Source organism: Enterobacter sp. Y17, assembly GCF_019730495.1.
GTDB classification, from domain to species: Bacteria; Pseudomonadota; Gammaproteobacteria; order Enterobacterales; family Enterobacteriaceae; genus Enterobacter; species Enterobacter asburiae_B.
Genome location: NZ_JAASKP010000001.1, coordinates 1,566,180 through 1,585,958, shown reverse-complemented (window position 1 = coordinate 1,585,958; position 19,779 = coordinate 1,566,180). Strand labels below are relative to the sequence as shown.

Sequence of the window (19,779 nt, the reverse complement as noted above, 5' to 3'; positions counted from 1 at the left end):
CGGTACTATGTCTCGTAATACTGAAGCAACGAGTGAAGTAAATACCTGGGGCGGTGGGCACCTCAACTATAAAGAGGGGTTCTTCACCCAGTTGCAGACCGATGAGCTGGCGAAAGGCATCAACGAAGATGTCGTGCGGGCGATCTCAGCGAAACGCAACGAGCCCGGGTGGATGCTGGAGTTCCGCCTGAGCGCCTTCCGCGCCTGGCTGGAGATGGAAGAACCGCACTGGCTGAAAGCGCACTACGACAAGCTGAACTATCAGGATTACAGCTACTATTCTGCGCCCTCCTGTGGCAGCTGTGACGATACCTGCGCCTCGCAGCCCGGCGCGGTGCAGCAAACCGGTGCGGAGAACAGTTTCCTCAGCAAAGAGGTGGAAGAAGCCTTTAACCAGCTTGGCGTGCCCGTGCGTGAGGGGAAAGAGGTGGCGGTGGACGCCATTTTCGACTCCGTCTCGGTGGCAACCACCTACCGCGAGAAGCTGGCAGAGCAGGGGATCATTTTCTGCTCCTTCGGCGAAGCGATTCACGATCATCCGGAACTGGTGAAAAAATACATTGGGACCGTGGTGCCTTCTAACGACAACTTCTTTGCGGCGCTCAACGCGGCGGTAGCCTCTGACGGCACCTTTATCTATGTGCCGAAAGGCGTGCGCTGCCCGATGGAGCTGTCCACCTATTTCCGCATCAATGCCGAAAAAACCGGCCAGTTCGAACGCACGATTCTGGTTGCGGATGAAGGCAGCTACGTCAGCTATATCGAAGGGTGCTCCGCCCCGGTCCGCGACAGCTACCAGCTGCACGCGGCGGTGGTGGAGGTCATCATCCACAAAGACGCCGAGGTGAAATACTCCACGGTGCAAAACTGGTTCCCGGGCGACGGCAATACCGGCGGTATCCTGAACTTCGTCACCAAGCGCGCGCTGTGCGAAGGCGTAAACAGCAAGATGTCGTGGACCCAGTCTGAAACCGGCTCTGCCATCACCTGGAAATACCCGAGCTGCATTCTGCGCGGGGATAACTCCATCGGCGAGTTTTACTCGGTGGCGCTGACCAGCGGCCATCAGCAGGCCGATACCGGCACCAAGATGATCCACATAGGTAAAAACACCAAATCAACCATCATCTCGAAAGGGATTTCCGCCGGGCATAGCCAGAACAGCTATCGCGGGCTGGTGAAAATCATGCCGACGGCCACCAATGCGAGAAACTTTACCCAGTGTGACTCGATGCTGATCGGTGCCGACTGCGGGGCGCATACCTTCCCGTACGTCGAGTGCCGTAACAACACGGCCCAGCTTGAGCACGAGGCGACGACGTCGCGGATTGGGGAAGATCAGCTCTTCTACTGCCTGCAGCGCGGGATCAGCGAAGAAGACGCCATCTCGATGATCGTTAACGGCTTCTGTAAGGACGTGTTCTCTGAACTGCCGCTGGAATTTGCCGTTGAAGCCCAGAAACTCCTCGCCATTAGTCTTGAACACAGCGTCGGTTAAGGAAAGCACATGTTAAGCATTAAAGATTTACAGGTTAGCGTAGAAGACAAAGCCATCCTGCGTGGCCTCAATTTTGACGTTAAGCCGGGTGAAGTCCACGCCATCATGGGGCCGAACGGCTCCGGAAAAAGTACGCTTTCTGCGACGCTGGCGGGGCGCGAAGATTATGAGGTAACCCACGGCTCGGTGGAGTTTAACGGCAAAGATCTGCTGGAGATGTCGCCGGAAGACCGCGCGGGAGAGGGCATCTTCATGGCCTTCCAGTACCCGGTCGAAATTCCGGGCGTCAGCAACCAGTTCTTCCTGCAGACGGCGCTGAATGCGGTGCGCAAGTATCGCGGCCTGGAGGCGCTGGACCGCTTTGACTTCCAGGACCTGATGGAAGAGAAGATCAAGCTGCTGAAGATGCCGGAAGATCTGCTGACCCGTTCGGTGAACGTTGGCTTTTCCGGCGGCGAGAAAAAGCGTAACGACATTCTGCAGATGGCGGTGCTGGAGCCCGAGCTGTGCATTCTGGATGAGACCGACTCCGGTCTGGATATCGACGCCCTGAAGATTGTCGCTGACGGCGTGAATTCCCTGCGTGACGGCAAGCGTTCGTTCATTATCGTCACCCACTACCAGCGCATTCTGGACTACATCAAGCCGGATTACGTTCACGTGCTTTACCAGGGGCGTATTGTGAAATCCGGTGATTTCACGCTGGTTAAACAACTGGAGGAGCAGGGCTATGGCTGGCTTACCGAACAGCAGTAATGCGCTCCAGCAGTGGCACCGGCTGTTTGAAGCCCAGGGCGGCACGCGCTCTGAGCAGGCGCAGCAGCATCTGCAGCAGATGCTGCGTCTCGGCCTGCCGACGCGTAAGCATGAGAACTGGAAATACACCCCGCTTGACGGCCTGCTGAACGCCGAGTTCGTGACCCGTCTGGCAGATCTCACCCCGGCGCAGCGTGACGCGCTGGCCGTAAACGTGGATGCCGTGCGCCTGGTGTTTGTCGACGGTGAGTTCCGTCCGGAGCTGAGCGACGACCTTCAGGGGAGCGGATTTGAGATTGAGATAAACGACGATCGCCAGCCCCTGAGCGCCCCGGTTCAGCCTGAGGTTTTCCTGCACCTGACCGAGAGCCTGGCCCGCAGCGTGACGCATATCCGCGTGAAGCGTAACCAGCGTCCGGCAAAACCGCTGCTGCTGATGCACATCACCCAGGGTCTGGACGGCGACGAAATCAACACCGCGCACTATCGCCACCATCTTGAGCTGGCGGAGGGGGCGGAGGCCACGGTAATCGAACATTACGTCAGCCTCAACGATATCCGGCACTTTACCGGATCGCGTCTGACGATGAACGTTGCCGCCAATGCCCAGCTTCACCACGTCAAGCTGGCGTTTGAGAATGCGCAGAGCCACCACTTTGCCCATAACGACATTGTGCTGGGTCAGGATGCCGCGGCGTACAGCCACAGCTTCCTGCTCGGCGGGTCGGTATTGCGCCACAACACCAGCACGCAGCTTAACGGTGAAAACACCACGCTGCGCATCAACAGCCTGGCGATGCCGGTTAAATCTGAAGTGTGCGACACGCGCACCTGGCTTGAGCACAACAAAGGCTACTGCAACAGCCGCCAGCTGCACAAAACTATCGTGAGTGATAAAGGGCGCGCGGTGTTTAACGGACTGATTAACGTGGCGCAGCACGCCATTAAAACCGACGGTCAGATGACCAACAACAATCTGCTGTTAGGTCGCCTGGCGGAAGTGGACACCAAACCGCAGCTGGAGATCTACGCCGACGACGTGAAGTGCAGCCACGGTGCGACGGTCGGGCGCATCGACGACGAGCAGATGTTCTACCTGCGTTCCCGCGGTATCGACCAGCAGGCGGCGCAGAAAATGATTATCTATGCGTTTGCCGCCGAACTGACGGAAGCGCTGAACGATGGTCAGTTGAAACAGCAGGTGCTGGCGCGTATCGGTCAGCGTCTGCCTGGAGGCGAAGCATGAGTTTTCCCGTCGAGAAAGTACGGGCAGATTTTCCGGTTCTGACCCGTGAAGTAAACGGTCTTCCTCTGGCCTATCTGGACAGCGCGGCCAGCGCGCAGAAGCCTAACCCGGTAGTGGATGCGGAAGCCGAGTTTTATCGCCACGGCTACGCCGCCGTGCATCGCGGTATTCATACCCTGAGCGCCGAGGCGACCCAGCGTATGGAAAACGTGCGCACGCAAATTGCCGCCTTCCTCAATGCGAAATCGCCTGAAGAGCTGGTCTTCGTGCGCGGAACTACCGAAGGGATCAACCTTGTCGCTAACAGCTGGGGCAACGCGCAGGTCCACGCGGGGGATAATATTATCATCACCCAGATGGAGCACCACGCCAATATCGTGCCGTGGCAGATGCTCTGTGAGCGCGTTGGCGCGCAGCTGCGGGTCATTCCGCTTAACCTTGACGGGACGCTGCAGCTCGAGCAGCTCGACGCACTGCTGGATGACCGCACGCGGCTGGTGGCGGTCACCCAGGTCTCCAACGTGCTGGGGACGGAAAACCCGGTGGCAGAGATTATCGAAAAAGCCCACCAGGCCGGCGCGAAGGTGCTGATTGACGGCGCTCAGGCGGTGATGCACCACGCGGTAGACGTTCAGGCGCTGGACTGCGATTTCTACGTCTTTTCAGGCCACAAGCTCTATGGGCCGACCGGGATTGGCGTGCTGTACGTGAAAGAAGACATCCTGCAGGCGATGCCGCCGTGGGAAGGGGGCGGATCGATGATCGCCACCGTTAGCCTGACGGAAGGCACCACCTATGCGCGCGCGCCGTGGCGTTTTGAGGCGGGCACGCCCAATACCGGCGGGATTATCGGGCTGGGGGCGGCGGTTTCCTACGTCTCCGCAATCGGCCTTCAGAGCATTCAGGAGTACGAACAGCTGCTGATGCACTATGCGCTTGCCGAGCTTGCCAGCGTGCCGGATCTGACCCTCTATGGGCCTGCCGACCGACAAGGGGTGATTGCGTTCAATCTCGGGAAACATCACGCCTATGACGTGGGCAGTTTCCTCGATAACTACGGCGTGGCGGTCCGTACCGGGCACCACTGCGCCATGCCGCTGATGGCGTTTTACCAGGTGCCGGCAATGTGCCGCGCGTCGCTGGTGATGTACAACACAACGGAAGAGGTCGACAGGCTGGTGGCGGGGCTTAAGCGCATTCACCAGCTGCTGGGCTAACGGAGAGGCGAAAGATGGCAGAACTGCCGGACAGAGACAAATTGCTGCGCAACTTTGGGCGTTGCGCAAACTGGGAAGAGAAGTACCTGTATATCATCGAGCTGGGGCAGCGTCTGCCGCCGCTCGGTGAAGAGGCGCATAACCCGGAAAATATTATTCAGGGCTGTCAGAGCCAGGTGTGGATTGTGATGGAACAGTCTGACGACGGCACGATAGCACTGCACGGCGACAGCGATGCGGCCATTGTGAAAGGGCTTATTGCGGTCGTCTTTATTCTCTATCACCAGATGTCGGCGCAGGACATTGTCGCGTTCGATGTCCGCCCGTGGTTTGAAAAAATGGCCCTGACCCAACACCTCACCCCGTCTCGTTCCCAGGGACTGGAAGCGATGATTCGCGCGATTCGCGCCAAAGCTGCAATCCTTAGCTAGAATTACAGAACAGCATTCATTCTGTTTCGCGAGGTGGTTCCCGCCTCGCTGGTTTTTCAGCTTTCTGGCGTCCTGCCAGTGAATAAGGAATCTCAGCATGAAGCGCGCGTCTCTCATAACTCTATTACTCCTCAGTTCGCTCGGCGCACTTAATTCGGCCCGCGCGATGGACTATCCGTTGCCGCCCGCAGGCAGTCGCCTGATTGGGCAAAATCAAACCTACACGATACAGGAAGGGGATAATAAGCTGCAGACCATCGCCCGCCGGTTTAATACCGCGGCGCAGGTGATTCTGGAAACGAACAATACCATTGCGCCGGTAAACCCGGCGCCGGGAACCGTCATTACCATCCCGTCGCAGATGCTGCTGCCGGACACGCCGCGCGAGGGGATTGTGGTGAACCTCGCTGAGCTGCGGCTCTACTACTTCCCGCCGGGAGAAAACATCGTTCAGGTCTTCCCGCTCGGTATCGGACAGCTGGGGCTGGAAACACCGGTCACGACCACGCGCGTAAGCCAGAAAATCCCGAATCCCACCTGGACGCCCACGCCGGGCATCAGAGCCCGCTCTCTGGAGCAGGGAATTAAATTACCGCCGGTGGTACCTGCCGGGCCAAATAACCCGCTGGGACGTTTCGCACTGCGTTTAGGCGTGGGCAACGGGGAATATCTCATCCACGGCACCAGCGCGCCGGACAGCGTTGGCCTGCGCGTCAGCTCCGGCTGTATGCGGATGAACGCCCCGGACATTAAAGCCCTGTTCGAACAGGTGCGGGTTGGCACGCGGGTACAGATTATCAATGAACCCGTGAAGTTCTCCGTGGAGCCGGATGGCAAACGCTATATTGAAGTCCATCGCCCGCTGGCGCAGGCTGAGGGAGAAAACCCGCAGGTCTCGCCCATTACCCATTCCGCAGACTTTGCGACCTTTGTTTCTCAGGCGGGAAGCGATAAGGCTCTGATTGAGAAAGCTCTGTCACGCCGCGCCGGGATCCCGGTTATCGTGTCGTCAGGGAGCGTCCCGTCGGCCAGCAATAGCGTGTTATCGGTGCAGAACAGTCGGGTGTCCGCTGCGGTAGCGGAGGATGAAGGGGAGAAGGTGACGCAGTAGCCGTTTGACGCAGGCAAAAAAAATGGCGCACAATGTGCGCCATTTTATTAACAGGTACTATTACTTACGGTATTTAGTAGCCTGGTTGTCCAGACGCTGGTTAGCGCGAGCTGCGTCGTCTTTAGCAGCCTGAACGTCGGAACGGATTGCGTTCACGTCGTTGCTCAGCTGGTCAACTTTAGCGTTCAGAGTCTGAACGTCAGAAGACAGCTGATCGATTTTAGCGTTGCTGGAGCAACCAGCCAGCAGAGTAGAACCCAGGATTACCGCGCCCAGTACCAGTTTAGTACGATTCATTATTAATACCCTCTAGATTGAGTTAATCTCCATGTAGCGTTACAAGTATTACACAAAGTTTTTTGGGTTGAGAATATTTTTTTGATGGGAATACACCTATTTTTGATCGTTCGCTCAAAGAAGCATCGAATCGGCCCTTTTTGAGCAAAAATCTATGTAAAAAAAGGCATTTATCATCGGATTCATCTTAGATAATTCGCAATTAAATAGAAAAACCCGATTTGCAATTTGAATGACTTTAGCTAATGCCAGGAATAAAAAAAGCGCCCGGAGGGCGCTTTTTATCAAAATTAATTCGTTCGGGAATTATTACAGCACGTGAACAGATGCGGTATTGGTAGTTCCGCTTGGTACCAGCGCGCCAGAAACCATGACCACAACGTCACCTTTCTGTGCCAGACCACGATCAACCAGCTCCAGAGCGACTTCTTTACCCAGACGGTAGAAATCATCCGTAGACGCGATCTCTTTCACCAGGTGAGGGATCACGCCTTTGCTCAGCACCAGCTGACGAGCCGTGGTTTCGTTGGTGGTCAGCGCCAGGATAGTCGCATCCGGGAAGTATTTACGCACCGCGCGAGCAGATTTACCGCCCTGGGTGGCAACCACGATCAGCGGTGCTTCCAGTTTCTCAGCCGTTTCTACTGCACCACGGCATACCGCTTCGGTGATGCGCAGCTTGCGGCTGTCGTTGTTGTAGTCCAGACGGCTTTTCATTACGCGGTCGGTACGTTCGCAGATGGTGGCCATGATGGACACCGCTTCCAGCGGATATTTACCTTTTGCGGATTCGCCTGACAGCATAACGGCATCAGTACCGTCGAGGATGGCGTTAGCCACGTCGCCTGCTTCTGCGCGGGTTGGGCGTGGGTTTTTGATCATGGAGTCCAGCATCTGCGTTGCGGTGATAACCACTTTACGCGCGCGAACACATTTCTCGATCATCATCTTCTGCGCGAAGATCACTTCTTCAACCGGGATTTCTACGCCCAGGTCGCCACGTGCAACCATGATGCCGTCAGACGCTTCGAGGATTTCGTCGAAGTTGTTCAGGCCTTCCTGGTTTTCAATTTTGGAGATGATCTGGATCTTCTCGCCGCCGTGGGCTTTCAGGTGCTCACGAATTTCAACCACGTCTGAACGCTTACGGATGAAGGAGGCCGCAACAAAGTCAACGCCTTGTTCGCAACCGAAGATCAGGTCCTGTTTGTCTTTTTCAGCCAGTGCTGGCAGTGCGATAGAGACGCCCGGCAGGTTAACGCCTTTGTTTTCGCCCAGGTCGCCGTTGTTCAGCACTTTACAGATAACCTTGTTGCCTTCGATGGCGGTGACTTCCATACCGATCAGACCATCGTCTACCAGCACGGTGTTACCGACGGACAGGTCGTTGGTGAAGCCTTCATAGGTCACTGCAACGATTTCGCTGTTGCCGACAACGGATTTGTCGGTGGTGAAGGTGAAGGTCTGGCCCGCTTTCAGAGAGACGTCGTTACCGCCTTCCAGTTTGATGGTGCGGATTTCTGGACCTTTGGTATCCAGCAGGATCGCAGCTTTTTTACCGGTCTTGCTCATTACGTTGCGCAAGTTCTGGATACGCTGACCGTGTTCAGCGTAATCACCGTGGGAGAAGTTCAGACGCATCACGTTCATGCCGGCGTCCAGCATTTTGGTCAGCATCTCTTCAGATTCGGTTTTCGGGCCGATAGTACAAACAATTTTCGTCTTTTTCATGACAGTCTTAGTCTTTAAGTTGGGAAGGATATGGAAATCTCGCTCCGGGGGCGCACCGCCGCGGAGTCAAACCTGTGTTGCAAAAGAGTATATGACACGCACTAAGGATAGGAGACATCAAATGAGCGTGCAGAAGAAAGTGTGCCTGAGTGACAGCCCAACGAAGGAGAGGAGAAGTTGTACGTTGTTTTTTGTATTCCAAGCGCTGAAACCATTCACCAGGGATTAGGCGCGCATTATACGCTGATTTTAAGATAAAAGGAAAATGGAAACGGTGTTTCAGAAATAATCTGTGCAGTTTCACATAATATTGTTATCAAGGCGTTAAGCCATGATGACAACTTATGGCGGCAGGTGATTGACCTGCCGCGTTTTGCTTATTTTTGCAGCGCCTGGCTGAGATCGGCAATCAGGTCTTTCGGATCTTCAATCCCGACTGACAGACGGATCAGCTGCGGCACAATGCCGTTTGCCAGGCGTTGCTCCAGCGGAATCGAGGCGTGCGTCATGCTGTAAGGCTGGCTCACCAGACTTTCCACACCGCCGAGGCTTTCCGCGAGGGTGAACAGCTTCAGGTTGCGAATCACCTCGGTGGCGCGTTGCGCATCGCCTTTTACCACCACGGAAATCATCCCGCCGGGCAGAGCCATCTGCGTGCGGGCAAGTTGATATTGCGGATGCGATTCCAGGCCGGGATAGAACACCTTTTCGACCAGAGGATGCTGCTCCAGCCATTGCGCAATCGCCAGCGCGTTGGTGCTGTGCTTTTCTACCCTCAAAGCAAGCGTGCGAATACCGCGCAGCGTCAGGAAGCTGCTGAACGGATCCAGTACGCCGCCTACCGCGTTTTGCAGATAGCCCAGCTTATCCGCCAGTTCCCTGTTGTCCCCGACAATCGCCAGCCCGGCCACCACGTCAGAGTGGCCGTTCAGATATTTGGTGGCGGAGTGCACCACGATATCGAAACCCGACTCCAGCGGACGGTGGATCACCGGTGACGCGAAGGTGTTATCCGCCACGCTGATGACGTTATGACGGCGGGCGATCGCCGCAATGGCCGCCAGATCCGCCAGCTTCAGCAGCGGGTTGGTTGGCGTTTCGACCCACACCATGCGGGTATCCGGGCGAATGGCGGCCTCGAGACCGGCTAAGTCGTCCGGTTTAACCCAGCTGACCTGCAGGCCGGTGCTGCGCTTGCGCACGTTTTCAATCAGGCGGTACGTCCCGCCGTAAACGTCATCAATGGCGACAATATGGCTGTCTTTGTCCAGCAGTTCGAGCACCGTGGAGATGGCCGCCAGACCGGAGGCGAAGGCGTAGCCGCGCGTGCCGCCTTCTAGTTCGGCGATGGCGGTTTCCAGCGCATGGCGGGTAGGATTGCCGCTGCGGGAATACTCATAGCCGGTATGCTCGCCGGGTGACGGTTGCGCAAACGTTGAGGTGGCGTATATCGGCGGCATGACGGCGCCGTGCTGGTCGTTGAACTCGCCGCTGTGTACGCTCAGGGTAGCCAGGTTTTTCATCATCGATTCCTTTATTGCTGAAGACGGTTGCGCCAGGCGGTCAGAACGTCGCTGCGCGTAATCAGACCGAGAAAACGGTCGTTGTCATTAATCACGGCCACCAGACCGCGGTCGAAGATGGCGTTAAGGGCGCTTTCCGGGGCGTGTTTATCAAGAAACTCCACCTGACGCGTCATGGCTGCCGTCACCGGAAGCGCGAAGCGGTCGCCGTCGCCGCCGATGTGCCGCAGGAGATCCCACTCGTCGATAATGCCCACCACCTTGCCGTTCTCCAGCACCGGCAGCTGGGAGATGTCATACAGGCGCATGCGTGCCAGTACGGTGGAAAGCGTGTCGTCCGGGGCGGCGGTAACGGTGGCGCCTTCATCGTGGCGCAGGGCGATATAGTCGGAGAGATCGCCGGCCTGAGGGCGCGTGATGAGCCCTTGCTGACGCATCCAGTCATCGTTGAACATCTTCGAGAGATACTTATTGCCGCTGTCGCAGGCGAAGGTCACCACGCGCTTCGGCGCGGTCTGCGCCTGGCAATACTTCAGCGCGGCCGCCAGCAGCGTGCCGCTGGAGGAGCCCGCCAGAATGCCTTCCGTTTTCAGCAGATCGCGCGCGGTGGTGAAGGCCTCGCGGTCGGTGATGCGCCAGGCGCGATTCACCCCTTCAATGTGGGCCAGCGGCGGAATAAAGTCTTCGCCAATACCTTCAACCAGCCAGGAGCCCGCGTCGTGATAGCGTCCAGTTTCCACCTGGTCGGCCAGAACCGATCCTGCCGGGTCTGCCAGGACAAACTCCGTGTGCGGAGAGTGCTCGGCGAACCACGCCTGCAGGCCGCCCAGCGTACCGCCTGAGCCGACGCCCACCACGATGGCGTCGATCCGCCCGTCAAGCTGCTCGTACAGTTCCGGTGCCGTGGTGGTGCGGTGCGCCAGCGGGTTGGCCTCGTTATTGAACTGGTCGATGTAAAACGCGCCGGGCAGCTCGTTGGCCAGGCGCTGGGCGTAATCCTGGTAGTAGGCAGGGTGTCCCTTGTTAACGTCGGAGCGGGTCAGCACCACCTGGGCACCCAGCGCGCGCAGGTGGAAAATCTTCTCGCGGCTCATTTTGTCCGGCACCACCAGGATCAGCGAGTAGCCTTTCTGGGCGGCAATCAGGGCCAGGCCGAGACCGGTATTCCCCGCCGTCGCCTCAATAATCGTGCCGCCCGGCTGCAGCTGGCCGGTACGCTCCGCTTCGTTAATCATCGACAGCGCAACGCGATCCTTAATAGAGCCGCCCGGATTCTGGTTTTCCAGCTTCAGGAACAGCGAGCAGGGACCGGTATCAAGCTTGTGCAGCTGGATAAGCGGGGTACGGCCAATCAGTTCGGTGACGGAATGGTAAATCGTCATGATTTTTTCCTTTCTGGATGTCATGACGGGATGATAGAGCGGCGAAATTTTCGCAATAAAGAACCATTCACTGCTCTTTAGAACAGAAAAGAATATAAATGCCATTTTTGGATGTCAGGACAGCAAGACGTAAAGTTGTCTGGATGTGAGGATGGCTATATCGGCAGGAAATGCTGAAAAAATGAGCGTTTTTAGCGGGCATCTGCCAGCAGATATGCATCCGGCAGATAATCATTGCTGAAATTGATCTAAATGCTTCCCACCCTGTAAATCCGCTGTTTATTTCCGAAAGTTATAACAAATTCTTTTTTGTTCATTTGAAAGCTGATAACGCCTGTTTACTATCGTTTGGACATCCATACTGCTAAACAGCCATGCGCGAAACGGATAAAGAATAAGAATGATCGTACTCAGGAATATTTCGAAGGTTTTTGACAACGGAAAGGTCGCGCTGACTGCCGTTGATAACGTCAATTTGACGATAGAACAGGGACAGATTTACGGAATTATCGGCTACAGCGGAGCCGGGAAAAGCACGCTGATTCGTCTGCTGAACGGCCTGGAAAAACCCAGCGCCGGAAGCGTCACCATTAACGGACAGGATATCTCTGCGGCAAAGGGTGAAGCGCTGCGCCAGGCGCGCCTGAAAATCAGCATGGTGTTCCAGCACTTCAACCTGCTGTGGTCGCGCACGGTGAGCGAGAATATCGCTTTCTCGATGCAAATCGCCGGTGTACCAAAAGCCAACATCAAGGCGCGCGTCGCCGAGTTGGTGGATCTGGTTGGCCTGAAGGGGCGCGAGAATGCCTACCCGTCCCAGCTGAGCGGCGGGCAAAAGCAGCGCGTCGGCATTGCGCGCGCTTTGGCTAACAGCCCTGACGTGCTGCTCTGCGATGAAGCCACCTCCGCGCTCGACCCGCAGACCACCGATCAGATCCTCGATCTGCTGCTGGATATTAACCGCCGCTTCAGGCTGACCATCGTGCTGATCACCCACGAGATGCACGTGGTGCGCAAAATCTGCGACCGCGTGGCGGTGATGGAGAACGGTAAAGTGGTGGAAGAGGGTGACGTACTGAGCGTTTTTACCCATCCGCAGCAGCCGATTACGCAGCAGTTTGTCCGCCAGGTGAGCCAGTACGCCGAGGAGGAAACCTTCAATACCGAACTGGCAAACGATCTGGAAGGCACGGTCATCAGGCTGACCTTTACCGGGCACAGCACCCATAAGCCGATCGTGGGTGAACTGACCCTGCGCTACGGCCTGCCGTTTAATATCCTGCACGGGAAAATGACGCAAACCGCCCACGGTGTGTTTGGTCAGCTCTGGGTGCATGTCGTGGCATCCGATGAACAACTGAACAATATCCTCGCCGACCTGCAGCACAGCGATATTGAAGGCGAGGTGATTAAACATGGCTGAGAATCTCTTTCCGCATCTCAAGTGGGATCAGCTCTGGGCGGCGACGCTGGAGACGCTATACATGACCGCGCTGTCCGGCGTGGCGACGTTTGTGCTGGGCATCGTGCTGGGGCTGGCGCTGTTTTTAACCGCGCGCGGCGGGCTGTTCCACAACCGCACGGTCTACAGCGTGATTTCGATTGTGGTGAACGTGTTCCGCTCTATTCCGTTCATCATTTTGATTGTCCTGCTGATCCCGTTCACCAAGACCGTCGTCGGCACCATTCTTGGCGCCAACGCGGCGCTGCCGGCGCTGATTGTGGGCGCCGCACCGTTCTACGCACGCCTGGTGGAGATCGCCCTGCGTGAAGTGGATAAAGGCGTCATCGAAGCAACGCGCTCGATGGGCGCACGACTGAGCACGTTAGTGTTTCGGGTTTTACTGCCGGAATCATCACCCGCACTGGTATCGGGTATTACGGTGACGCTCATTGCGCTGGTGAGCTACAGCGCAATGGCGGGGGTGATTGGCGCCGGCGGTTTGGGAAATCTGGCTTATCTGGAAGGATTCCAGCGCAACCATGGTGACGTCACGCTGGTGGCAACGGTGACCATTCTGATCATCGTTTTCATTATCCAGTTCTGCGGCGATGTCATTACTTCACTGTTAGATAAACGCTAATAAATACACACAGGAACCACATCATGAAAAAAACACTGACACTGATCGCCGCCGCAACCCTGAGCGCCCTGAGCTTCGCCTCCTGGGCCGACACCCTGACCGTGGGCGCATCCAACACGCCGCACGCCGAAATTCTGGAGCAGGCTAAGCCGATTCTGGCGAAGCAGGGTATCGACCTGGAGATTAAACCGTTCCAGGACTACATTCTGCCGAACACCGCGCTGGCGGGTCATGACATCGACGCGAACTATTTCCAGCACATTCCTTACCTGAACAGCGTGCTTAAGGATCATGCGGGCGATAAAGACTACGATTTCGTCAGTGCGGGCGCGATCCACATTGAGCCAATCGGCATCTACTCCAAAAAATACAAGTCGCTGAAAGACCTGCCGGAAGGCGGCAAGATCATCATGCGTGACGCGGTTTCTGAAGAGGGGCGTATTCTCTCCATCTTCGAGAAAGAGGGCGTGATCAAGCTGAAGCCGGGCATCGATAAAGTGACCGCGCGCATCAGCGACATCGTTGAGAACCCGAAAAAGCTGAAGTTCACGCCGAACGTGGAAGCCTCTCTGCTGCCGCAGATGTACAACAACAACGAAGGCGATGCGGTGGTGATTAACGCCAACTACGCGATTGACGCCGGTCTGGATCCGGTTCACGACCCGATTGCGGTAGAGAGCGGTGAAAACAACCCGTACGCCAACATCATTACCGTGCATCGCGGTGACGAGAAGAAGAAAGATATCGTTGCGCTGGTGAACGTGCTGCACTCGAAAGAGATTCAGGACTGGATCCGCACCAAGTACAAAGGCGCGGTCATCCCAGTAAACAACTAATTTACTGATTTTACAGATGAAGCCCGGCGAGTCTCTCGCCGGGCTTCTTTTTTGTATCCGGCAGGAGAATCATTTAAGCTCAACGTTTAACAGGCAATGGAGTGATGACGATGGGTAACGTGACCAAAGATGAAGCGCTGTACCAGGAAATGTGCCGGGTGGTCGGGAAGGTGGTGCTTGAGATGCGTGATTTAGGGCAGGAGCCAAAGCATATTGTCATTGCCGGAGTCCTGCGTACCGCGCTGGCGAACCAGCGCGTTAAACGCAGTGAATTGACAACCGAAGCGATGGAAACGGTGGTTAAAGCGCTGGCCGGGTAATGCGCCAGCGTTTCGCAAGCTGTTCGAGCGAGCAGCAGAGCAGGTAGTAGACCACGCCCGTAAAGATAAAAATGGCCGCCGGGTAGATTTGCACCCGGTTGTTGACCTGTCCCGCCACCGTGGTCAGTTCCGGTACGTTCACGATAAACGCCAGCGACGTATCCTTCAGCAGGCTGATAAAAATCCCCACCAGCGACGGCAGAATATTCCTCAGCGCCTGCGGCAGCAGCACGCGCAGGAGGGTTTGCTGCGTGCTGAATCCCTGTGACAGTGCGGCCTCATATTGTCCTGACGGTAGCGCGTTAAGCCCGGCCAGCACCGAGTGCATCACCGTTGCCGCGGTAAACCAGGCCAGGGCCAGCGTGACGGTCAGCGCTCCCGGCAGATCGCCCCCGGTCATAAGCGGCAGCAGATACCACATCCAGAAAATCACGAAGATGAGCGGGATACCGCGGATCAGCTCTGCCCATAAAAAGAGGGCCTTTCGCACGAGCCCGGTAAAGCGCCAGGCCAGACACGCGAGCACTATCCCACCGGGCAGGGCGATGACGGCGGCCCCGGCAGCCATCATCAACGACAGCAATACGCCCCCCGGTTCACCCGTTGCCGCGCGTCCCCACAGCAGATAGTCGAGGTTATCGGTGATGACGTTAAGTCCGGCAATCATGTTTTTCACTCCCTGTGGTGGCGACGCCTGGGCGTTTACGTTTCGCGTCAGGCCCGATGCGAACCAGCACCAGCCCCATGACCAGGCCGGTCAGCAGATAGAGTGCGGTTCCGAGGGTAAACGCCTCCAGGGCGTGCGCGTTATAGCTCTCGATCTGCCTGACCTGATAGGTCAGCTCGGCAAAGCCAATCCCGCTCGCGAGCGAGGAGAGCTTCATCAGATTTAGGTACTGGCCCACGACCGGCTGCCAGGCGTTGGCCAGGCCCTGCGGCAGAAGGATGTAACGAAACAGACGCCACGCGGAGAATCCCTGCGCGAGCGCCGCCTCACGCTGTCCGGCAGGCACGGAACGTAACCCCGCCTCCACCTCTTCGATTAAAAACGCCGAGGTAAAGACCCCCAGCCCCCAGGCAGAACATAAAAATTCGGGCGTAAACCACCAGACGTCGCCGGGCAGAATTGACCAGCTGTGATCCGCGTTCACCGCGTCGCGGAACGCCTGCGGTAATCCGTTCCAGGCGGCAAAATACCAGAACAGCAGCTGCACCAGCAGCGGCGTATTGCGAAACAGCGACACCCAGCTGCTGACAACCGCGTTCCCGGGGCGGCCGCCGGAGAGGCGCAGGAGCATAAAGAGCAGTGCGAGCAGGCTGGCCAGCAGCATTCCGGCAAGCGTGACCCACAGGGTGGTGAGGAATCCGGAGAGTATCCACTGCAGAGGCTGTCCGGTCAGTACCCCCTGCCAGTCGAGCGCGGGCATTACAGATGCTCCTGATGCAGCGGGTTGAGCACCTTCTGCAGGAACCGCTGCGCGCGCGGATGCGACGGCTGGCTGAAAAACTGTGCCGGCGGCGCGGTTTCCAGAATTTGCCCGCCGTCGATAAAGACAATCCGGTCGGCAATTTCCCGGGCAAACTGCATCTCGTGGGTCACCACGATCATCGTGATCCCGCTGTGGGCGAGGGCTTTCATCACGTACAGCACTTCACCAATCATCTCCGGATCCAGCGCAGAGGTGGGTTCATCAAACAGAATGATTTGCGGTGAAGAGGCCAGGGCGCGGGCAATCGCGACGCGCTGCTGCTGTCCACCGGAAAGCTCCGTCGGGAAATGGTGGGCTTTTTCCAGCATCCCGACCTTCTCCAGCAGGGCCAGCGCGCGCTCCTGAGCTGGCTGCGGCTTCCAGCCGTGAACGTGCTCCAGCGCCAGGGTAATGTTCTGGCTGGCGGTGAGGTGGGCGTAAAGATTGAACTGCTGGAACACAAACCCCACGCGGCTGCGCAGCTGGCGCAGCCCGGTACCGGAGAGCTTTGCGGTAGGCTTGTTGTCGACCAGAATCTCTCCGCCGCTCAGGGTTTCAAGCTGGTTGATAAGACGAATCAGGGTGGATTTACCGGAACCCGAAGGGCCGAGGATGGCGACCACTTCACCGGGCGTGATGGTGAGGTTAATGTCGTTTAAAACCTGATGGTCACCGTAGCGTTTGTCCACATGACGAAACTCGACGCTGGCCTGTTCCAGATGTGAAAAATCCGCGGCACCGGCCGCGGAGTGTGAAAATAAACCTGAGAGCATAATTATCTGGCTTCTATTTTAAAGGCGCGAGGCTGTGGGGAAGGCGTGTTTGGGCCAAACCAGACATCGTAGATTTTTGCTGCCTGACCGTTCTTCTCGAGATTAATCAGCTCGTCGTTAACGGCCTTCAGCAGCGCCGTTTCACCTTTCTTCACCCCAACGCCAATCTCTTCTTTGCTGAGCAGATCGGGCAGGATTTTAAAGTTCGCTTTATCCGGCGCCTGCGCCAGCAGACCGGCCAGAATGGTGCTGTCCTGGGTGATGGCCTGTACGTTACCGTTGCGCAGCGCCGTCAGCGCCAGCGGAATATCGTCATACGAGAGCACGCGTGACTGCGGGAAACGCTGGTGCAGCGCCTGCTCGCCCGTCGTTCCTTTGACCGCGCCAATACGCGCCCGGCTGTAGTCATCAAGCTTGTCCGGTGATTTAGCCGGCACCAGGAACTGCTGACCGGTGACAAAGTAAGGCGTTGAGAAATCAATCACCTGCGCGCGTTCCGGAGTGATAGTAATATCCGCCACGATCAGATCGGCTTTTCCGGACTGCAGCAGCGGAATACGGTTAGCCGGATTGGTGGCAACCAGTTCAAGCTTCACGCCGAGCGATTTTGCCAGCGCTTTGGCGAAGTCCACGTCATAACCCACGATCTCGTGCGTTTTGGCATCAATAGAGCCAAACGGCGGGTTGGCGTCAAACGTGGCCACTTTCACCACCCCTGCGGCCTTAATATCCGCCAGCTGATCGGCCTGTGCCTGCGCTGAAAGCAGGCTCCCCGCCGCCAGTAATGCCAGAACCAGTGTCCGTTTGGTAAACCCTTTCATATTTGCTGCCATAGTCATTCGCCATCCCGTAGTTTTTGTTTTACCCCGCTACGCTCCCATAAGCGAAAGCTATCGCCAAATAAGAAATCGTTCTTTGCTACGAGCAAAAAAGCATTAGTGAACAACGTGTTAATGAAGAGTGAAAAGAACGGGATGCTATTTGCAGATCCTGCACATCGACAGTGGATTTTGGTATTTCCCCCGCGCGGCATTTGAGTGCTTAACTGAGATCAGACACGGCGAGAGAGGGTAAGACGATGAAAAAATGGATCAGCACGTTACGGCGGTTTTTTGCGACCCGACCAGTGAATGCGGAGAACAGCGCGCAACGTGTTCTTGAGTCAATCCTGCCTGTCGCCAGCCTGTATGGCGTCGACGTTGCCAACATTGACCCGGAGTGGTTCCATGATAAAACGTCACGCTGAACTGCGCCGCACGCGCGAAACGTACTGGAACGAGGTGTGCGTGACGTTTAACGAGTGAAATAAAAAAGCACCGGTTTCCCGGTGCTTTTTTATTAGATTTTGCAGGCGTCGCCGCAGTCGTCGTCGGCGACAATCGCCTGCGCTTTTTTGTCTGCATCATCCAGACGTTCGGCATTACGCTCTTCGGCTTCATCCAGACCGTTAAAGACTAAGTTATCGAGATCAATTTCCATGTGGCACCTGCTCTGTTCAGTTTTTGATACTGGCACAGTATAGGGCAAAAAAAGCCAGCAATGTACCTCGCAGCACATAAGGATAATCCCTGCCATACTCAGTGCTTTATCGCTGAGGAGAGCACATGATTACACTCTGTAAAACCTGCGGAACCGCCTACGATGCCCGCCCGGACAGATGCCCGATTTGCGAGGATGAGCGTCAGTACGTGCCCGCCACGGGCCAGGCGTGGACCGATTTCGACACCGTCACCACCACGCATACCAACAAATGGCAGCAGCTGGAGCCGCGGCTGTTTGGGATCAAAACGGTCCCCGCGTTTGCGATCAACCAGCGGGCGCTGCTCCTGCAAACGGCCCACGGCAATATCCTCTGGGACTGCATCGCCAACCTCGACCCCGCAACCAAAACGCTCATTACCGCCCTCGGCGGCATCAGCGCGATTGCTATTTCACATCCGCACTATTACACCACGATGCAGGAGTGGGCTGCGGCGTTTGATGCGCCGGTTTACCTGCACGCCAGCGACAGAGAGTGGGTCATGCGCGACAGCCCGGCCATTCATTTCTGGGAGGGGGATGCGCTGGAGATTTTCCCGTCGGTCACCTTGCTGCGTCTGGGCGGGCATTTTGCCGGTGGAACGGTGCTGCACTGGCAGGAGGGGGATGGGGTATTGCTGGTGGGCGATATTCTGCAGGTCACGCCGGGTAAAGACGCCGTCTCGTTTATGTGGAGCTACCCGAATTATCTTCCGCTGCCGGCCCGCACCGTGGCGTCGGTGGTGAGTCATCTCGAAAGGAAAACCTTCGAACGTCTTTACGGCGCGTTTGAAGGGCAGAACATCCCGGCCAGTGCGGACGAGATTGTGCAGCGGTCGGGCCAGAAATATATTGCTTGTCTGAAGTAAACCACGATGGGTAAACTTTACGAGTGTGATCTCGATCATGCCTAAACTAAAACAGATAAAAGAGACATTGCTATGCAACATATCATTGAAGGTTTTCTCAGCTTTCAAAAAGAGATTTTCCCGCAACGTAAAGAACTCTTCCGCAGTTTAGCGTCCAGCCAGAATCCCAAAGCGCTGTTCATCTCATGCTCCGACAGCCGTCTGGTCCCGGAACTGGTCACCCAGCAAGAGCCAGGACAACTCTTTGTCATTCGTAATGCTGGCAACATCGTGCCGCCATTCGGGCCGGAGCCTGGCGGTGTGTCTGCAACCATCGAATACGCCGTGGTGGCGCTGGGCGTCACGGATATCGTGATTTGCGGTCACTCCAACTGTGGCGCGATGAAGGCGATTGCCGATAACGCGAACCTGGAGCCGATGCCTGCTGTGTCACACTGGCTGCGCTATTCTGACGCGGCGAAAGCCGTGGTTGAGAAGAAAACCTGGGATAAACCAATCGATAAAGTCAATGCGATGGTGCAGGAGAACGTGTTTGCGCAGCTGAGCAACATTAAGACCCACCCGTCCGTCGCGGTGGGCCTGCGTAATAACTCCATCCGACTGCACGGCTGGGTGTACGACATTGAAAGCGGCAAAATTCTTGCCCTGGATAAAGCGACGAAAACCTTCGTTTCGCTGTCTGAAAACCCAGAAGTCTTCTTCGAGTAATCCGCGACAG

22 protein-coding genes are annotated in these 19,779 nt (G+C 56.7%); 13 read left to right on the top strand and 9 right to left on the bottom strand.

The genetic code is table 11. The features are described from left to right. Positions 1-7 precede the first annotated feature (7 nt). The 6 genes from sufB (at position 8) to HCH49_RS07325 (ending at position 6,259) form a co-directional block, all read left to right on the top strand. Positions 8-1,498 carry a Fe-S cluster assembly protein SufB gene (sufB, locus tag HCH49_RS07350; protein ID WP_221702470.1) on the top strand — a complete coding sequence of 497 codons (1,491 nt, stop codon included), beginning with the start codon at positions 8-10 and terminating at the stop codon, positions 1,496-1,498. 9 nt (positions 1,499-1,507) lie between these two features. Further along, the gene (sufC, locus tag HCH49_RS07345; protein WP_014831592.1) at positions 1,508-2,254 is read left to right on the top strand and encodes a Fe-S cluster assembly ATPase SufC; all 747 of its coding nucleotides are present in this window, start codon (positions 1,508-1,510) and stop codon (positions 2,252-2,254) included. Further along, on the top strand, positions 2,229-3,500 hold the full coding sequence (sufD, locus tag HCH49_RS07340) for a Fe-S cluster assembly protein SufD (RefSeq protein WP_087822425.1): 1,272 nt from the start codon (positions 2,229-2,231) through the stop codon (positions 3,498-3,500). Before sufC ends, sufD begins: the two co-directional genes overlap by 26 nt. Beyond that, complete coding sequence (sufS, locus tag HCH49_RS07335; RefSeq protein ID WP_064672340.1) at positions 3,497-4,717, top strand: cysteine desulfurase SufS; 1,221 nt, start codon at positions 3,497-3,499, stop codon at positions 4,715-4,717. Before sufD ends, sufS begins: the two co-directional genes overlap by 4 nt. A gap of 14 nt (positions 4,718-4,731) precedes the next feature. Continuing rightward, positions 4,732-5,148 (top strand): cysteine desulfuration protein SufE, encoded by a 417-nt coding sequence (sufE, locus tag HCH49_RS07330; RefSeq protein WP_063438351.1) that lies wholly within the window; start codon positions 4,732-4,734, stop codon positions 5,146-5,148. Between the two features lie 97 nt (positions 5,149-5,245). Continuing rightward, a complete protein-coding gene (locus HCH49_RS07325; RefSeq protein ID WP_221702469.1) occupies positions 5,246-6,259 on the top strand; it encodes a L,D-transpeptidase family protein in 1,014 nt (337 codons plus the stop codon). Positions 6,260-6,319: 60 nt separating this feature from the next. On the opposite strand, the gene lpp is transcribed toward HCH49_RS07325, so the two are convergent. The 4 genes from lpp to HCH49_RS07305 form a co-directional block, all read right to left on the bottom strand. Next, the gene (gene lpp / locus HCH49_RS07320; RefSeq protein ID WP_010430241.1) at positions 6,320-6,556 is read right to left on the bottom strand and encodes a murein lipoprotein Lpp; all 237 of its coding nucleotides are present in this window, start codon (positions 6,554-6,556) and stop codon (positions 6,320-6,322) included. A gap of 309 nt (positions 6,557-6,865) precedes the next feature. Further along, a complete protein-coding gene (gene pykF / locus HCH49_RS07315; RefSeq protein WP_029739779.1) occupies positions 6,866-8,287 on the bottom strand; it encodes a pyruvate kinase PykF in 1,422 nt (473 codons plus the stop codon). Between the two features lie 377 nt (positions 8,288-8,664). Beyond that, positions 8,665-9,810, bottom strand: coding sequence for a PLP-dependent aspartate aminotransferase family protein (locus HCH49_RS07310; RefSeq protein WP_045887795.1), 1,146 nt, complete (start codon positions 9,808-9,810; stop codon positions 8,665-8,667). Between the two features lie 11 nt (positions 9,811-9,821). Then, complete coding sequence (locus HCH49_RS07305; RefSeq protein ID WP_032657782.1) at positions 9,822-11,192, bottom strand: cystathionine beta-synthase; 1,371 nt, start codon at positions 11,190-11,192, stop codon at positions 9,822-9,824. 400 nt (positions 11,193-11,592) lie between these two features. On the opposite strand from HCH49_RS07305, the gene HCH49_RS07300 reads away from it, so the two are divergent. From HCH49_RS07300 to fumD, 4 genes are all read left to right on the top strand, one after another. After that, on the top strand, positions 11,593-12,615 hold the full coding sequence (locus tag HCH49_RS07300) for a methionine ABC transporter ATP-binding protein (protein ID WP_096150068.1): 1,023 nt from the start codon (positions 11,593-11,595) through the stop codon (positions 12,613-12,615). Then, positions 12,608-13,276, top strand: a complete 669-nt coding sequence (locus tag HCH49_RS07295) for a methionine ABC transporter permease (RefSeq protein WP_008500617.1) — start codon at positions 12,608-12,610, stop codon at positions 13,274-13,276. The genes HCH49_RS07300 and HCH49_RS07295 overlap by 8 nt, the downstream gene beginning before the upstream one ends. A 23-nt stretch (positions 13,277-13,299) precedes the next feature. Beyond that, positions 13,300-14,112: a MetQ/NlpA family ABC transporter substrate-binding protein gene (locus tag HCH49_RS07290; protein WP_008500616.1), complete on the top strand. Its 813-nt coding sequence runs from the start codon at positions 13,300-13,302 to the stop codon at positions 14,110-14,112. Between the two features lie 110 nt (positions 14,113-14,222). Continuing rightward, positions 14,223-14,432 (top strand): fumarate hydratase FumD, encoded by a 210-nt coding sequence (gene fumD / locus HCH49_RS07285; protein ID WP_008500615.1) that lies wholly within the window; start codon positions 14,223-14,225, stop codon positions 14,430-14,432. Here the strand turns inward: fumD and HCH49_RS07280 are convergent. Genes HCH49_RS07280 through HCH49_RS07265 form a run of 4 tightly spaced genes read right to left on the bottom strand, consistent with a single transcriptional unit; the run spans position 14,413 to position 17,507 of the window. After that, positions 14,413-15,099, bottom strand: a complete 687-nt coding sequence (locus tag HCH49_RS07280; RefSeq protein WP_032657777.1) for an amino acid ABC transporter permease — start codon at positions 15,097-15,099, stop codon at positions 14,413-14,415. The genes fumD and HCH49_RS07280 overlap by 20 nt on opposite strands. Continuing rightward, entirely contained in the window at positions 15,083-15,859 is a 777-nt protein-coding gene (locus tag HCH49_RS07275) for an amino acid ABC transporter permease (protein ID WP_047061649.1), read from the bottom strand. Before HCH49_RS07275 ends, HCH49_RS07280 begins: the two co-directional genes overlap by 17 nt. Then, positions 15,859-16,674 carry an amino acid ABC transporter ATP-binding protein gene (locus tag HCH49_RS07270; protein WP_211437903.1) on the bottom strand — a complete coding sequence of 272 codons (816 nt, stop codon included), beginning with the start codon at positions 16,672-16,674 and terminating at the stop codon, positions 15,859-15,861. The genes HCH49_RS07275 and HCH49_RS07270 overlap by 1 nt, the downstream gene beginning before the upstream one ends. 2 nt (positions 16,675-16,676) lie before the next feature. Beyond that, complete coding sequence (locus HCH49_RS07265) at positions 16,677-17,507, bottom strand: ABC transporter substrate-binding protein (RefSeq protein ID WP_221702890.1); 831 nt, start codon at positions 17,505-17,507, stop codon at positions 16,677-16,679. Positions 17,508-17,752: 245 nt separating this feature from the next. Between HCH49_RS07265 and HCH49_RS07260 the strand changes: the two genes are divergently transcribed. Beyond that, complete coding sequence (locus HCH49_RS07260; protein ID WP_014831607.1) at positions 17,753-17,920, top strand: hypothetical protein; 168 nt, start codon at positions 17,753-17,755, stop codon at positions 17,918-17,920. Positions 17,921-18,012: 92 nt separating this feature from the next. Here HCH49_RS07260 and HCH49_RS07255 read toward each other — a convergent pair whose 3' ends face one another. Continuing rightward, positions 18,013-18,153, bottom strand: coding sequence for a hypothetical protein (locus HCH49_RS07255; protein WP_003857665.1), 141 nt, complete (start codon positions 18,151-18,153; stop codon positions 18,013-18,015). Positions 18,154-18,278: 125 nt separating this feature from the next. Between HCH49_RS07255 and HCH49_RS07250 the strand changes: the two genes are divergently transcribed. Both HCH49_RS07250 and HCH49_RS07245 read left to right on the top strand, forming a co-directional pair. Then, positions 18,279-19,061 (top strand): MBL fold metallo-hydrolase, encoded by a 783-nt coding sequence (locus tag HCH49_RS07250; protein ID WP_221702468.1) that lies wholly within the window; start codon positions 18,279-18,281, stop codon positions 19,059-19,061. A 72-nt stretch (positions 19,062-19,133) separates the two neighbouring features. Then, positions 19,134-19,769 (top strand): carbonic anhydrase, encoded by a 636-nt coding sequence (locus HCH49_RS07245; protein ID WP_023311344.1) that lies wholly within the window; start codon positions 19,134-19,136, stop codon positions 19,767-19,769. Positions 19,770-19,779: the final 10 nt, after the last annotated feature.

Bases quoted from the DNA above. Each gene is read 5' to 3' on its own strand.
- HCH49_RS07325 (WP_221702469.1), top strand. From the start codon at position 5,246: ATGAAGCGCGCGTCTCTCATAACTCTATTACTCCTCAGTTCGCTCGGC.
- HCH49_RS07305 (WP_032657782.1), bottom strand. From the start codon at position 11,192: ATGACGATTTACCATTCCGTCACCGAACTGATTGGCCGTACCCCGCTT.
- HCH49_RS07250 (WP_221702468.1), top strand. From the start codon at position 18,279: ATGATTACACTCTGTAAAACCTGCGGAACCGCCTACGATGCCCGCCCG.
- HCH49_RS07280 (WP_032657777.1), bottom strand. From the start codon at position 15,099: ATGATTGCCGGACTTAACGTCATCACCGATAACCTCGACTATCTGCTG.
- HCH49_RS07260 (WP_014831607.1), top strand. From the start codon at position 17,753: ATGAAAAAATGGATCAGCACGTTACGGCGGTTTTTTGCGACCCGACCA.
- HCH49_RS07255 (WP_003857665.1), bottom strand. From the start codon at position 18,153: ATGGAAATTGATCTCGATAACTTAGTCTTTAACGGTCTGGATGAAGCC.
- HCH49_RS07310 (WP_045887795.1), bottom strand. From the start codon at position 9,810: ATGAAAAACCTGGCTACCCTGAGCGTACACAGCGGCGAGTTCAACGAC.
- sufE (WP_063438351.1), top strand. From the start codon at position 4,732: ATGGCAGAACTGCCGGACAGAGACAAATTGCTGCGCAACTTTGGGCGT.
- HCH49_RS07265 (WP_221702890.1), bottom strand. From the start codon at position 17,507: ATGGCAGCAAATATGAAAGGGTTTACCAAACGGACACTGGTTCTGGCA.
- HCH49_RS07275 (WP_047061649.1), bottom strand. From the start codon at position 15,859: ATGCCCGCGCTCGACTGGCAGGGGGTACTGACCGGACAGCCTCTGCAG.
- fumD (WP_008500615.1), top strand. From the start codon at position 14,223: ATGGGTAACGTGACCAAAGATGAAGCGCTGTACCAGGAAATGTGCCGG.
- HCH49_RS07270 (WP_211437903.1), bottom strand. From the start codon at position 16,674: ATGCTCTCAGGTTTATTTTCACACTCCGCGGCCGGTGCCGCGGATTTT.
- pykF (WP_029739779.1), bottom strand. From the start codon at position 8,287: ATGAAAAAGACGAAAATTGTTTGTACTATCGGCCCGAAAACCGAATCT.
- HCH49_RS07290 (WP_008500616.1), top strand. From the start codon at position 13,300: ATGAAAAAAACACTGACACTGATCGCCGCCGCAACCCTGAGCGCCCTG.
- sufB (WP_221702470.1), top strand. From the start codon at position 8: ATGTCTCGTAATACTGAAGCAACGAGTGAAGTAAATACCTGGGGCGGT.
- lpp (WP_010430241.1), bottom strand. From the start codon at position 6,556: ATGAATCGTACTAAACTGGTACTGGGCGCGGTAATCCTGGGTTCTACT.
- HCH49_RS07295 (WP_008500617.1), top strand. From the start codon at position 12,608: ATGGCTGAGAATCTCTTTCCGCATCTCAAGTGGGATCAGCTCTGGGCG.
- HCH49_RS07245 (WP_023311344.1), top strand. From the start codon at position 19,134: ATGCAACATATCATTGAAGGTTTTCTCAGCTTTCAAAAAGAGATTTTC.
- sufC (WP_014831592.1), top strand. From the start codon at position 1,508: ATGTTAAGCATTAAAGATTTACAGGTTAGCGTAGAAGACAAAGCCATC.
- HCH49_RS07300 (WP_096150068.1), top strand. From the start codon at position 11,593: ATGATCGTACTCAGGAATATTTCGAAGGTTTTTGACAACGGAAAGGTC.
- sufD (WP_087822425.1), top strand. From the start codon at position 2,229: ATGGCTGGCTTACCGAACAGCAGTAATGCGCTCCAGCAGTGGCACCGG.
- sufS (WP_064672340.1), top strand. From the start codon at position 3,497: ATGAGTTTTCCCGTCGAGAAAGTACGGGCAGATTTTCCGGTTCTGACC.